Origin of the sequence: Arthrobacter sp. zg-Y1110 (genome assembly GCF_025244865.1) — a bacterium.
GTDB lineage: Bacteria > Actinomycetota > Actinomycetes > Actinomycetales > Micrococcaceae > Arthrobacter_B.
Map to the genome: position 1 here is coordinate 2,175,412 of NZ_CP104272.1, position 13,361 is coordinate 2,188,772.

Annotated in this window: 10 protein-coding genes; 3 read left to right on the forward strand and 7 right to left on the reverse strand. The window is 66.3% G+C overall.

Annotated features, from left to right (window positions below):
- Nucleotides 1–15: 15 nt before the first annotated feature.
- Nucleotides 16–654: a CG0192-related protein gene (locus N2K99_RS10125; RefSeq protein WP_227933677.1), complete on the reverse strand. Its 639-nt coding sequence runs from the start codon at nt 652–654 to the stop codon at nt 16–18.
- A 125-nt stretch (nt 655–779) separates the two neighbouring features.
- On the opposite strand from N2K99_RS10125, the gene N2K99_RS10130 reads away from it, so the two are divergent.
- Nucleotides 780–1,880 (forward strand): SDR family oxidoreductase, encoded by a 1,101-nt coding sequence (locus N2K99_RS10130; protein ID WP_227933678.1) that lies wholly within the window; start codon nt 780–782, stop codon nt 1,878–1,880.
- A 72-nt stretch (nt 1,881–1,952) separates the two neighbouring features.
- Here N2K99_RS10130 and ndk read toward each other — a convergent pair whose 3' ends face one another.
- The 6 genes from ndk to N2K99_RS10160 form a co-directional block, all read right to left on the reverse strand.
- Nucleotides 1,953–2,369, reverse strand: coding sequence for a nucleoside-diphosphate kinase (gene ndk, locus N2K99_RS10135; RefSeq protein ID WP_227921063.1), 417 nt, complete (start codon nt 2,367–2,369; stop codon nt 1,953–1,955).
- A 39-nt stretch (nt 2,370–2,408) separates the two neighbouring features.
- Nucleotides 2,409–2,885, reverse strand: coding sequence for a DUF4233 domain-containing protein (locus tag N2K99_RS10140; RefSeq protein ID WP_227921061.1), 477 nt, complete (start codon nt 2,883–2,885; stop codon nt 2,409–2,411).
- Nucleotides 2,886–2,896: 11 nt separating this feature from the next.
- Nucleotides 2,897–4,276, reverse strand: coding sequence for a folylpolyglutamate synthase/dihydrofolate synthase family protein (locus N2K99_RS10145; protein ID WP_227933679.1), 1,380 nt, complete (start codon nt 4,274–4,276; stop codon nt 2,897–2,899).
- On the reverse strand, nt 4,276–7,575 hold the full coding sequence (gene ileS / locus N2K99_RS10150; protein WP_227933680.1) for an isoleucine--tRNA ligase: 3,300 nt from the start codon (nt 7,573–7,575) through the stop codon (nt 4,276–4,278). The genes N2K99_RS10145 and ileS overlap by 1 nt, the downstream gene beginning before the upstream one ends.
- A gap of 327 nt (nt 7,576–7,902) precedes the next feature.
- Nucleotides 7,903–8,673, reverse strand: a complete 771-nt coding sequence (locus N2K99_RS10155) for an SDR family oxidoreductase (protein ID WP_227921058.1) — start codon at nt 8,671–8,673, stop codon at nt 7,903–7,905.
- Nucleotides 8,674–8,856: 183 nt separating this feature from the next.
- Nucleotides 8,857–9,699 (reverse strand): hypothetical protein, encoded by an 843-nt coding sequence (locus tag N2K99_RS10160; protein WP_227933681.1) that lies wholly within the window; start codon nt 9,697–9,699, stop codon nt 8,857–8,859.
- A gap of 615 nt (nt 9,700–10,314) precedes the next feature.
- On the opposite strand from N2K99_RS10160, the gene N2K99_RS10165 reads away from it, so the two are divergent.
- Entirely contained in the window at nt 10,315–10,638 is a 324-nt protein-coding gene (locus N2K99_RS10165; RefSeq protein WP_227933682.1) for a hypothetical protein, read from the forward strand.
- A gap of 47 nt (nt 10,639–10,685) precedes the next feature.
- The gene (gene valS, locus N2K99_RS10170; RefSeq protein ID WP_227921052.1) at nt 10,686–13,313 is read left to right on the forward strand and encodes a valine--tRNA ligase; all 2,628 of its coding nucleotides are present in this window, start codon (nt 10,686–10,688) and stop codon (nt 13,311–13,313) included.
- Nucleotides 13,314–13,361: the final 48 nt, after the last annotated feature.

Sequence of the window (13,361 nt, forward strand, 5' to 3'; positions counted from 1 at the left end):
CGGCCCGGGCGGGAACTACCGTTCCAGCGGAAGCCCCCAGGCGAGCACCACCGGTATTTCCTGGCCCTCCCAGGTGGCCGTCAGTGAGGGGTCCGGCGCCGTGCGTCCGTCCAGGTCCAGCAAGCGCACTACGGAGAACTCCCAGCCGCCCTCGGTCAGGACGGAGGTTGCCCAGCCCTCCGGATCGGAAGCGGGCGCATCAACCAGCCCGGCGCCGTCGGGCATCCCCGTGCTGCGGACCTGCATGGTTTCCGACAACAGCTCGCGTCCGCCGTCGTTATCCAGGTACTGGGCTGCCTGCGGCTGCCGGGCAAGGAGGGCCGCTTCCAGGGCCCGGGCGTAGACCGGATCGCCGAGGGCGTCGTAGACCCAGCGCCGTCCGAGCACCGAATGTTCCATTTCGTTGATCAGGAATTCCTCCGCGCCGGCCAGCGGCGCGCCGCGGTAGGTCAGGGGCACCTGCACCAGCAGCGAACCGGCTGCCACGATATGGGTTTCGATTCCCACCTCGCCCTCGGGGTCATCGAACCGGAAGGAAGCCACCTTCTGAGCGGTCACCGGTTCCGTGGAGGGAAACCACCAGGTGCCCGGCAACCAGCCGGAGATCAATTCCATTTTGCCGGGACGCAGCTCGGCGTCGTATATAAGTGCCATGGCCACAGCCTAGGCGACTTTCTCCGGAACCCGTGAGGAATTTCCCCCGCCGGTTCCCCGTTGGCCCAGAGGAAGGCGTGCGGAAGATTGCCCCGCACGCCGCATTTCGATCCATGAGGAGAACCATGCTCAGAACCACGCCCGCCCGCCCGGAAACTCCGCGCACCGCACTCGTTGCCGGCGCCACCGGAATTGCCGGAGCGGCCCTGGTGGACCTGCTCTCGGACGAGGGCTGGACCGTCCTGGCCCTGTCGCGGAAGGCCGGAAACCCCGACCCGGCGCGTCCCGGCGTCGTTCCGGTTGCAGCGGACCTCGGTTCCCCCGACAGCCTGGCAAAGGCGCTGGAAGGCGCCCGCCCCACGCATGTCTTCTTTACGTCCTGGTCCCGGCAGGAGACGGAGGCGGAGAACATTGCCGTCAATTCGGCCATGGTCCGGAACCTGCTCACCGCTCTGGCGGACGCTCCCCTGGAGCATGTGGCCCTGATGACGGGGCTCAAGCATTACATGGGGCCGTTCGAGGCGTACGGCGAGGGTCCCATGCCGGACACTCCGTTCTCCGAAGACGAACCGCGCCTGCCGGTGGAGAACTTCTACTATGCGCAGGAAGACGAACTGATGGCAGCGGCCGAGCGGCAGAACTTCGCCTGGTCGGTCCACCGTGCCCACACCGTGATCGGCTTCGCCGTCGGAAACGCCATGAACATGGGCCAGACCCTTGCCGTGCAGGCGACACTGTGCCGCGAGCTGGGGATGCCGTTTATTTTCCCCGGCTCCGAAACCCAGTGGAATTCAGTCACCGACATGACCGACGCCGGCCTGCTTGCCGAGCACATGCTCTGGGCTGCGACGGATGAGCACACCGCCAATGAAGCCTTCAACGTGGTCAACGGCGACGTTTTCCGCTGGCGGTCCCTGTGGCCTCGGCTGGCCGCCGAGTTCGGCGTCGAGCCGGTCGGTTTTGAGTCGGAGCCGCGCCCGATGGAGGAGCAAATGGCCGGCATGTCCGAAGCCTGGGCCAAGATTGCCGACGCTCACGGCCTGGCCGAGCCTGATCTGGGACGCCTGGCCTCCTGGTGGCACACCGATGCCGACCTCGGTCGGAAGGTCGAGGTACTCACGGATATGAGCAAGAGCCGGGTCGCCGGTTTCACGGGCTACCGTCGCACGGAGGATGCCTTCAAGGCGCTCTTTGCGCGGCTTCGGGCCGAAAACCTGATTCCGTAACCTCCCGTTGCACACGAAGGGCCGGCACCAGTGATGGTGCCGGCCCTTCCCGTGTCCGGATGGACTGCGCTGTCAGTTGAACCAGATGCCGATTTCGCGGGCGGCCGATTCAGGCGAATCGGAGCCGTGGACCAGGTTCTGCTGGACGGCGGAACCCCAGTCGCGGCCGAAGTCGCCGCGGATGGTGCCCGGTGCCGCCGTGGTGGGATCGGTGGTGCCGGCCAGGGACCGGAAGCCTTCAATCACACGCTGTCCTTCAAGGACCACCGCAACAATCGGGCCGCTGAGCATGAACTCGACCAGCGGCTCGTAGAACGGCTTGCCCTGGTGCTCGGCGTAGTGCTCTTCGAGGATGCCGCGGGTGGCTTCGGTCTTCTTCAGCTCGGCCACGGTGTAACCCTTGGCTTCGATCCTGGCCAGGATGGCTCCGGTGAGCCGGCGCTCGACGCCGTCGGGCTTGATCAGGACAAGTGTGCGCTCGGTGCTCACGGTGTATCTCCTTGGAACGATCGGATATCGGATCTAAGCCTAGTCGGTGCCGGCGGCGGTTTCGGGGCCGGCTGCCGCATTGCCTTCTTCGGGATGGGCTTTCTCCCATTCGGCCTGCATCCGGTCCCGTTCGCGGTTTTCCCGGTCCAGGCGCATTCCGGCTTTGAGGCCGTACCACCAGGTCAGGGCGAAGAGTACGCCGACGAGGAACATCATGGGTTCCAGGAAACCGCTGGCAATGATCACCAGCTGCAGGATCCACCCGATCAGCGGACCCGCAGGTTTGGAGAGCAGCGCGCACGTTCCGATCAGCGCCGCCGCCAGCAGCAGTCCGCCGCTGAGCAGCAGCGGCGGGGAGATGCTGTCCCGGTGCAGCCCGAAGACGGCCAGCGTCCCGAACAGGACCACGAATGCTTCCAGTGTCAGCACCGTCGAAGCGAACATTACCTTGACGGAGCGGCGCTTCTTGGGCATTCCCGGACGCCATTCGCGCTGCGCTTTGGTCAGTTTAGCCATAGCTGCGAAGCCTACTTTCCGAGGAGGGTGCGCGCTTCGGCGACCACGGTGATGGAACCGACCACAAGCACGCCGCCGGAGAGATCGTTGTTCTCCTCGGCCTTGGCTACGGCCCATTCGAGGGCATTGTCCAGGCCGGCCTCGACCTGGATGTCTTCGTCGGCGAACCCGGCATCCACGGCGTCCTGGACCAGTTCCTCGGCAGGAATGGCCCGCGGAGAGGCGGACTGGGTCAGGACAACACCGCTGACCAGGTCGCCGAGCTGTTCGCGGAGTTCGCTCAGGATGCCGACGGCGTCCTTCTCCGCGAGGATGCCGACCACCAGGACGAGCGTGGTGAAGTTGAACGCCTCGCGCAGCGCCTCGGCGGTCGCCTTCGCGCCCGCCGGGTTGTGCGCGGCGTCGACAACGATGGTGGGTGCGGTCCGCACCACCTCAAGACGGCCGGGCGAGGTGACGGTCAGGAACCCGGTACGCAGCAGTTCGACGTCGAGCTCCTTGGTCCCGCCGCCGATGAAGGCTTCCAGCGCCGCCACGGCTACTGCGGCGTTTTCGGCCTGGTGGGCGCCGTGCAGGGGAACCTGCAGGTCCTCATAGCGGCCGGCGAGGCCGTTGATGGTGACCATCTGCCCGCCCACTGCCATCACCCGGGATTCGACGCCGAACTCGACGCCTTCGAACCGGAACGGGACGCCTGCCTCGTGGGCCTTTTCCAGCAGCACCTGCGCCGCGTCCATGGGCTGGGCGGCGCTGATGAGGAACCCGTCCTCCTTGATGATGCCGGCCTTTTCCCGGGCAATGTCGGCGACGTCGTCGCCCAGCAGCTCGGTATGGTCCAGGGAAATGGGTGTGACCACGGAAACGGTGCCGTCACCGACGTTGGTGGCATCGGTGATGCCGCCGAGGCCGACCTCGATGACCGCCACGTCCACCGGTTCGTCCGCGAACACCGCGAACGCCAGGATGGTCACGGCTTCGAAGTACGTCAGCCGGGGCTCGCCCGCAGCCTCCAGCTCGGCGTCGACAATGTCCAGGTAGGGATGGATCTCGTCCCAGATCCGGACAAACGTTTCATCGCTGACGGGCTCGCCGTCAATGCTGATCCTCTCGGTGACGCTGGTCAGGTGCGGGCTGGTGTACCGGCCGGTACGCAGCCCGTAGGCCCGCAGCCCGGCTTCGATCATGCGGGCCGTGGACGTCTTGCCGTTGGTACCGGTGATGTGGATGATCGGGAACGCCTTGTTCGGCTCCCCCAGTACCTCCATTGCCCGGAACAGCGGAGCCATGCGCGGCTCCATCTTGTTCTCCGGCGCGCGGCTGAGCAGCTCGGCGTAGACGCTCTCCACGGAGAACCCGTCAATGGAACCGGACGGGCGGTCTGCTGAACTCATTAGATTTTCTCCACTGTGACGGTGTATTTCTCGGCGTCGGTGTCGGCGCCGTCGGTGACCAGGTCCCCGGTGATGACCAGGTCATCGGTGAGCGTTTCTGCCTTCACCAGGGCCACGTTGGCCTGGAGGGCGGCTGCCTCTTCCTCCCCCGTGCTGATGCGGGTGCGGATGCGGTCGCTGATATGCAGGTTCGCGTCGCGGCGGGCCTGCTGGACCGCGCGGATGGCGTCGCGGGCGGTGCCTTCGGCGGCCAGTTCCGGGGTGACCTCGGTGTTAAGCACCAGGAAGCCGCCGCCGGGCAGCACGGCAACCGCCTTGGCGGATTCCCCTTCATCCGATTCGACGACGGTTTCCAGGGTGTATTCCTGCGGCTCCAGGGCGAGGCCGCCGGCGGTGACCGTTCCGGCGTCGTCCACGGACCAGTCGCCGGACTTGGCGGCCTTGATGGCCGTCTGGACGTTCTTGCCCAGACGCGGTCCGGCTGCGCGCGCATTGACCACGAGCTTCTGGCTGATGCCGAATTCGGCCGGGTCGGCGTCGGCGGCCTCCACCAAGCGGACGTTCTTAAGGTTCAGCTCATCCGCGATGATTGCTGCGAACTGTCCGGTCAGGGACTGCGCCTCCGGAGCGACGACGGTCATTTCGGACAGCGGCAGGCGCACGCGCAGGTTGGCACCCTTGCGGAGCGAGGAACCGACGGAGGCAATCCGGCGGGTCGCTTCCATGCGTTCCACCAGTACGGGGTCGCTCGGGAAGAGGTCCGCGTCCGGCCAGTCGGTCAGGTGCACGGAGCGCCCGCCGGTCAGGCCGCGCCAGATTTCCTCGCCGATCAGCGGCAGCAGCGGAGCTGCCACCCGGCACACGGTCTCCAGGCAGGTGTAGAGCACGTCGAAGGCCTGCGTGTCTTCTTCGAAGAAGCGCGTACGGCTGCGGCGGATGTACCAGTTGGTCAGCGTGTCCATGTAGGCGCGGAGGATCTCGCAGGCCACGGACACGTCATAGGTGTCCAGCGCCGTCGCCATGTCCCGCACCAGGTCGCCGGTGGCGGCGAGCAGGTAGCGGTCCAGGGGCTCGGTGGAGTCGTAGCAGGCCTTGGCCTCGTAGCCGTTGCCGTTGTTGGCGGCGTTGGTGTAGAGGCTGAAGAAGTGCCACACATTCCACAGCGGCAGGATGGCCTGGCGGACGCCGTCGCGGATTCCCTGCTCGGTGACGATCAGGTTTCCGCCGCGCAGGATCGGGGAGGCCATCAGGAACCAGCGCATCGCGTCGGAACCGTCGCGGTCCAGCACCTCCGAGACATTCGGATAGTTCTGCAGCGACTTGGACATTTTCTGCCCGTCGGAGCCCAGGACAATGCCGTGGCTGATGACGTTGCGGAAGGCCGGCCGGTCAAACAGTGCCGTGGCCAGGACATGCAGCGTGTAGAACCAGCCGCGGGTCTGGCCGATGTACTCGACAATGAAGTCACCGGGGTTGTGGTTCTCGAACCAGTCGGCGTTCTCGTGCGGGTAGTGCACCTGGGCGTACGGCATGGACCCGGAGTCGAACCACACATCCAGCACGTCTTCGACGCGGCGCATGGTGGACTGCCCGGTGGGGTCGTCCGGGTTGGGGCGGGTCAGCTCGTCGATGAACGGGCGGTGCAGGTCCGGCTGGCCTTCTTTGTTCAGCGGCAGCCGGCCGAAGTCGGCTTCCATTTCAGCCAGGGAACCGTACACGTCGGTGCGGGGGTAGTTGGGATCGTCCGAAACCCAGACCGGGATGGGGCTGCCCCAGTAGCGGTTGCGGCTGATGGACCAGTCACGGGCGTTTTCCAGCCACTTGCCGAACTGGCCGTCCTTGACGTTCTCGGGGATCCAGTTGATCTGCTGGTTCAGCTCGACCATGCGGTCCTTGATCTTGGTGACCTCCACGAACCAGGAGGAGACCGCCTTGTAGATCAGCGGGTTCCGGCAGCGCCAGCAGTGCGGGTAGCTGTGCTCGTAGCTGGCCTGGCGCAGCAGCCGGCCGTCCGCCTTCAGGACGCGGGTGATCGGCTTGTTGGCGTCGAAGACCTGCAGTCCGGCGATGTCGGCGAGTTCCCCGACGGCGAACATGGGCAGGAACTTGCCGCCCTCGTCCACGGAGAGGATCACGGGGATGCCGAATTCCTCGCAGACCTTCTGGTCGTCTTCGCCGTAGGCCGGTGCCTGGTGGACGACGCCGGTGCCGTCGGTGGTGGTGACGTAATCCGCGGTGACGATCTGCCAGGCGTTGGCAGTGCCCCACTTTTCCGTGTCGGTGTAGTAGTTCCACAGCGGTGCGTAGCGCAGCCCGGCGAGGTCCTTGCCGAGGTGGACGGCGGTGACTGCCGCGCGGGCGGCCTCGGCGTCGTCGTACCCCAGGTCCTTCGCGTAGGAGCCCACGAGGTCCTCAGCCAGGAGGAAGCGTCCCTCGCCTGCCTGAGTGCCCTTCGGTCCTGCGGGCACGACGGCGTAGCGGACCTCGGGTCCGACGGCGAGGGCCATGTTGGTGGGCAGGGTCCAGGGGGTGGTGGTCCAGGCGATGGCCTGCACGCCTTCGAGCTCGGCGGAAAGCGCGTTCTCGCCGGCGGTGATGGGGAAGGTGACCGTGACCGTCTGGTCCTGGCGCATCTTGTAGACGTCGTCATCCATGCGCAGCTCATGGTTGGACAGCGGCGTCTCGTCCTTCCAGCAGTACGGAAGCACGCGGAAACCGCTGTAGGTCAGGCCCTTTTCATGCAGGGTCTTGAACGCCCAGATGACCGATTCCATGTACTCGACGTTGAGCGTCTTGTAATCGTTCTCGAAGTCCACCCAGCGTGCCTGGCGGGTGACGTAGTCCTGCCAGTCGCCGGCGTACTTCATGACCGAGGCGCGGCAGGCATCGTTGAACTTGTCGATGCCCATCTTCTCGATCTGGACCTTGTCGCTCATCCCGAGCTGCTTCATGGCCTCGAGTTCGGCGGGCAGGCCGTGGGTGTCCCACCCGAAGCGGCGTTCCACGCGGCGGCCGCGCTGGGTCTGGTAGCGGGCCACCAGGTCCTTCACGTAGCCGGTGAGCAGGTGGCCGTAGTGCGGCAGGCCGTTGGCGAAGGGCGGGCCGTCGTAGAAGACGAACTCGTTCTCGCCGTCGTTTCCGGCCGGCCGGGCGTCAATGGATGCCTGGAAGGTGCCGTCCTGGTCCCAGTACTTCAGAACGCGTTCTTCGAGTTCCGGAAACCGGGGGGAGGAGGGAACGGCAGCAGAAGCTGCGTCGCCGGTGCTGGCTTTGGGGTATACAGAGGGCATATTCGTCATCCTGATAGCGGCAAGTGAATCTGGCTGTGGAACAGGATGCGAGGGCGGCCTCTACCGGCCCCGAAAGGCCGGCGGTAACCGCGGTACCACCTCGCTTGCCGCCGTGCGTTCCCGCTGGTGCTGGGTTCGCGCGGCTGCCGCTCATTGACTGCTGTGACGGGCTTACCCGTCCGGTTCTACTGGGCTGCCCCTATTAACGAGGTAGTTAACGAGGTAGCTGTTCTTCCGGAAGCTCACCGGTGATGGCCGGGTCAGTGCTGTTCCGGTCAAGTTTAGGCCACGCCCGCGCCGGTTGTCGAAGCACCGTCCCCGGCGGGGCGTCCGGGACTACCTGCCGGCCTGCAATGCGGTGCGTATGACCTTGTGCTGGGCAGCCTGCGCCAGCGGGCGCAGGACCACCTGGTCCAGGTTAACGTGGTGCGGCACATTCAAAGCGAACGCGATGACCTCGGCAACATCTTCCGCCGTCAGCGGCTTTTCGACGCCGGCGTACACCTTGTCCGCGGCCTCCTTGTCCCCCACCCGGTTCAGGGAAAATTCCTCCGTTTTCACCATGCCGGGCGCAATCTCGATGACACGGACGTTGTGTTCGGCTTCCTCCAGGCGCAGTGTCCGGGCCAGCATCTCTTCCCCGGACTTCGCCGCACTGTAGCCGGCCCCGCCCTCGTAGGCGGTGAAGGCCGCCGTCGATGTCAGCAGCAGGACCGATCCCCGGCCGTTCGCCCGCAGCGCGGGCAGGAATGCCTGCGTTGTCCGCAGCGCACCCAGGACATTGACGTCGTACATGCGCTGCCAGTCGCTGATGCTTCCGCTGGCGACCGGGTCCAGCCCGAAGGCACCGCCGGCGTTGTTTATCAGGGCATCCACTCCCCCGCCGGCCAGCACCTGCTCCGCGAGCCGTGCCACCGAAGCATCATCGGTGACGTCCGCTGCGATGGCTTCAGCACCGGTTTCCTCTGCGAGCGCCTCCAGCTTCTCCCGGCGGCGGGCGACGGCGACGACGTCCCAGCCCGAGGCGCGCAGCGCACGTACCGCCGCTGCCCCGATCCCTGAACTTGCTCCGGTAACAACGGCCCGCTTCGGTGTGATCTCAGTCATGGGACCACTTTAGCCAGCGTTTGGTTCCGTCCCGGTTTTTCGGCACGGGGCAGCCGGGCTTTGTTACGACGGTCGATGTTGCGGCCGCTGCTCTCTTTCTGCGGCTGCAGTCGTCGCACACTGAGGCTCCACATGTCCCGCGTCTTTTTCACCAGGTCCACTAATTCCTCCGGCCGCTTTCCCTTACTGCTGCTGCAGCCGTCGCACACGGAGGCTCCACATGTCCCGCGTCTTTTTCACCAGATCCACAAACTCTTCCGGCCGGTGCAGGACAAGTTCCGCGGTGATCCGCAGCGTGATCCACCCGCCCGCTGCCGACGCGTTCCAGCGTCGTCGGTCCGCGCGGTAGTGCTCCCGGCTGCTGTGGAACGCGAACCCGTCGATCTCGATGATCAGCCACCCGTCAACAAGCAGATCCACCCGTCCGAGACCGGGCAAGGCCACCTCTGTCTCAACCCGCAGTCCGGCGTTCAGCAAGTGGAACCGCGCGCAGACCTCCAGTGGTGATGCCGTGGTGCGCCGAACGGTCCCCAACAGGGCCCGGACCTGCCAGTCCTGCTGCCCGGAGAATTCCTTCTGCAGGTTCTGCAGTCCCACGGCACCCGTTACGACTGCGGATTCCGCCATCACCAGTGCGTCCAGCCGGGGAAGGCAGCGGAAGGCATCCCGGAGGATCTGCCGGGGCGGCGCTATCAGCCGGTGTGCCGACCGCTCTCCCCGGTGGAGGACCGTGCCGGGTATTGTTCGGGCCGCGTCGCACCGGACATGTACCGTTTCGGATGGGGTCAGCAACCACCAGCCAAGAATGCCTGCCGCCGAGATGCATGTCAGCGAGGACTGGTTGCGTGCGGCATGGACCAACCGGGCGTCTGCCTGGGGCAGCGCAAACGTTCCGCGGGCTACGCGCCGGACGATCCCGGTGCGCAGGGCCTGATCGATCGTCCGCCGCGGGAACCCGTTGGCGGTCAACGTCCCGTAGCTTGCTACTCCGTAACGTGTGAGCAGGAATGCCTCCAGTTGCTGCATCCCCCACATAGTGGAGTGTCTCCGGCCGATTGTTGCTCTTCCGGGCTGCGGGGTGGAGTGCATCAGGCCGCCCGGTGCGGTTCGGGCCCCTGTGGAGGGATAAAAGCCGCTGCTGCCCGCACAGGGTCCCACGACCTGGGGCTGCCGGTACCTGCTGAAGCCCCACCCGCACCAACAGCACCACCCAGTGGGACGCTGTGCTCGCTGACGGACCCAACCCGCACAGGGTCCCACGACCTGGGGCTCCTGGTATCTCCTGAAGCCCCACCAGCACCAACAGCACCACCCAGTGGGACGCCGTGCTGCCAGGGAGCCGATCCCGAACGGCATCCCACGATCTGGGGCTCCTGATACCTGCTGAGGCCCCACCCGCACCAACAGCACCACCCAGTGGGACGCTGTGCTCGCTGACGGACCCAACCCGCACAGGGCCCCACGACCGGGGGCTGCTGATACCTGCTGAGGCCCCACCCGCACCAACAGCACCACCCGATGGGACGCTGTGCTCGCAGGGGCCCCAGCCACCCCGCACGAGCGCAGGGCCAAGCTGTAGGCTCTCGGTACGCCACCCCCGCTGGCTGCCCCGTCCCTCCGCGGCCCGAACAGGACCTATCCATGCCTCTTGTCACCAGATTCCTCGCCGGAGTACTCCTCGCCAACGCAGTCCCGCACGGGGTCAGCGCCGTCCAGGGTCGAAAATTCCCCACGCCGTTTGCCAATCCGCCCGGCGTCGGACTCTCGGGCCCCCTGGCCAACGCCGTATGGAGCGCCCTGAACGCAGCGGGCGGCGTCGCCCTTCTGGGCCGGACCCCGGCCGGTCCACGTGAACGCGTCTCGCTGCTCACCGGAGCAGTGGCCATGACCTTCTTCCTGGCCCATTACTTCGGCAAGTCACCGCAGGACGGGAAGCAGGCGGGAACACCCGGGACAGTCCGGTAAACCCGGCAGTGCCTCAGACCATAGGCCTGCATGGAAGAATGGAAACCATGGCTGAACATATCCCGGGCACAGACACGCCCGACAACGAACCCCAGACCGTTTCCGTCCCCGACAAGCCCGCCCTTGAGGGGCTTGAGTCCAAGCTGAGTGCCCGCTGGCGCGAGGAGGGAACGTACGCGTTCGATCCGGACACGGTCCGCGACGAGGTCTACTCCATCGACACTCCCCCGCCCACGGCCTCCGGCTCGCTGCACGTGGGGCACATGTTCTCCTACACGCAGACCGACGTGATGGCCCGCTACAAGCGGATGACCGGCAAGAACGTCTTCTACCCGATGGGTTGGGACGACAACGGCCTGCCCACCGAGCGCCGCGTGCAGAACTATTACGGTGTGCGGTGCGATCCCACCAAGCCGTACGACGCCGACTACCGCCCGCCGGCCAAGGCCGCGAAGAACCAGCGTGATTTCGACGTCGTCTCCCGCCGCAATTTCATCGAGCTGTGCGAGGAACTGGCAGTGGAGGACGAGAAGGTCTTCGAGGACCTCTTCTCCACCCTCGGCCTGTCCGTGGACTGGAACCGCACTTACCGCACCATCGACGACCACTCACGTGCCGTCAGCCAGCGCGCCTTCCTGGACAACCTGCGGGCCGGCGACGCCTACATGGCCGAAGCCCCCACCCTCTGGGACGTCACCTTCCGCACCGCCGTGGCCCAGGCAGAGCTTGAGGACCGCGAGCAGCCCGGCGCCTACCACCGGGTGAGCTTCCACGCCCCCGACGGCGAGAAGATCTACATTGAGACCACCCGCCCGGAACTGCTGCCGGCCTGCGTTGCCCTCGTTGCGCATCCCGACGACGAGCGGTACCAGCGACTCTTCGGCACCACGGTGAAGTCGCCGCTGTTCGACGTCGAGGTGGAAGTGAAGGCGCATCCGCTGGCCAAGCCCGACAAGGGCTCCGGCATCGCCATGATCTGCACCTTCGGCGACCTGACCGACGTGACCTGGTGGCGCGAGCTGAACCTGCCCACCCGTGCCGTGATCGGCCGCGACGGGCGTATCCTCGCTGATACTCCGGAGTGGATTGCCACCGAGACGGCCAAGGAAAACTACGCGGCCATCGCCACGAAGACCGTCTTCAGCGCCAAAGAGACCGTGGTGGAAATGCTGCGCGAAAGCGGCGACCTCGACGGCGAACCGAAGAAGATCACCCACCCGGTCAACTTCTTCGAAAAGGGCGACAAGCCCCTCGAAGTGGTCACCAGCCGCCAGTGGTACATCCGCAACGGCGGCCGCGACGAGGAACGCCGCGAACGCCTGATTGCCCGGGGCAAGGAAATCGACTTCCACCCGGCGTTTATGCGCTCCCGCTACGAGAACTGGATCGAGGGCCTCAACGGTGACTGGCTGGTCTCCCGTCAGCGCTTCTTCGGCGTGCCCGTTCCGGTCTGGTACCCCCTGGATGCCGCCGGCAACCCGGATTACGACCACCCGGTACTGCCCGATTCCGCATCCCTCCCCGTGGACCCGGCCGCCGAACCGGCTCCGGGCTACGAAGAGTCTGCCCGCAACCAGCCGAACGGCTTCATCGGCGACGCGGATGTGCTCGACACCTGGGCCACCTCCTCGCTGACCCCGCAGATTGTGGGCGGCTGGAGCGTGGACGAGGACCTCTTCGCGAAGGTCTTCCCGTTCGACCTTCGGCCGCAGGGCCACGACATCATCCGGACCTGGCTGTTCTCGTCAGTGGTCCGTGCCGATGCGTTGAACGCCGCCGCGCCGTGGAAGCACGCCGCGATTTCGGGCTGGATCCTGGATCCGGACCGGAAGAAGATGTCCAAGTCCAAGGGCAACGTGGTGGTGCCCACCGACGTGCTGAACGAGTTCGGTTCCGACGCCGTGCGCTACTGGGCCGCTTCGGCGAAGCTCGGTGCGGATACTGCGTACGAAATTGCGCAGATGAAGATCGGCCGCCGGCTGGCCATCAAGCTGCTCAATGCGTCAAAGTTCGTCCTGAACCTGGGCGCTACGGAGAAGAACGTGGCCCTGGCGGACACCTCGGTGATCACCAACGCACTGGACCTGGCGCTGCTGGCCCAGCTGACCGACGTCGTCAACGCCGCCACGAGTGCTTTCGAACGCTACGACTACGCCAAGGCACTGCAGCTGACCGAGTCCTTCTTCTGGTCCTTCACTGATGACTATGTGGAGCTGATCAAGGACCGCGCCTACGGGGCTGCCGGAGACGCGGAGCAGGCCTCCGTGCTCGCTACGCTGGCCACCACCCTGGATGCGCTGCTGCGCCTGTTCGCGCCGTTCCTGCCGTTCGCGACCGAAGAGGTCTGGGGCTGGTGGCGCGCCGGGTCTGTGCACCGCGCGCCGTGGCCGAACGTGGACGGCCTTGCGGCCGCCGTGGTGGATGCCGACGCCGGCATCCTCGGTACGGTTGCCGCCGCCCTGGGCGGTATCCGCAAGGCGAAGTCCGAGGCCAAGGTGAAGCAGCGGACCGAGGTCCTCAAGGCCACGGTCACCGCGCCTGAGGGTGCAGTTGCCCGGCTCCGCGCCGGGCAGGCGGATCTGAAGGCCGCCGGCAACGTCCGCGAACTCAACCTGGCCGTCGGTGAGGGCGAGCTGAGCGTTTCCGACGTCGAGCTGGCACCGCCGGCGGAGTAACCGCCGCAGGACAGCAGAACGCCCGGCCGGGTTACCCGGCCGGGCGTT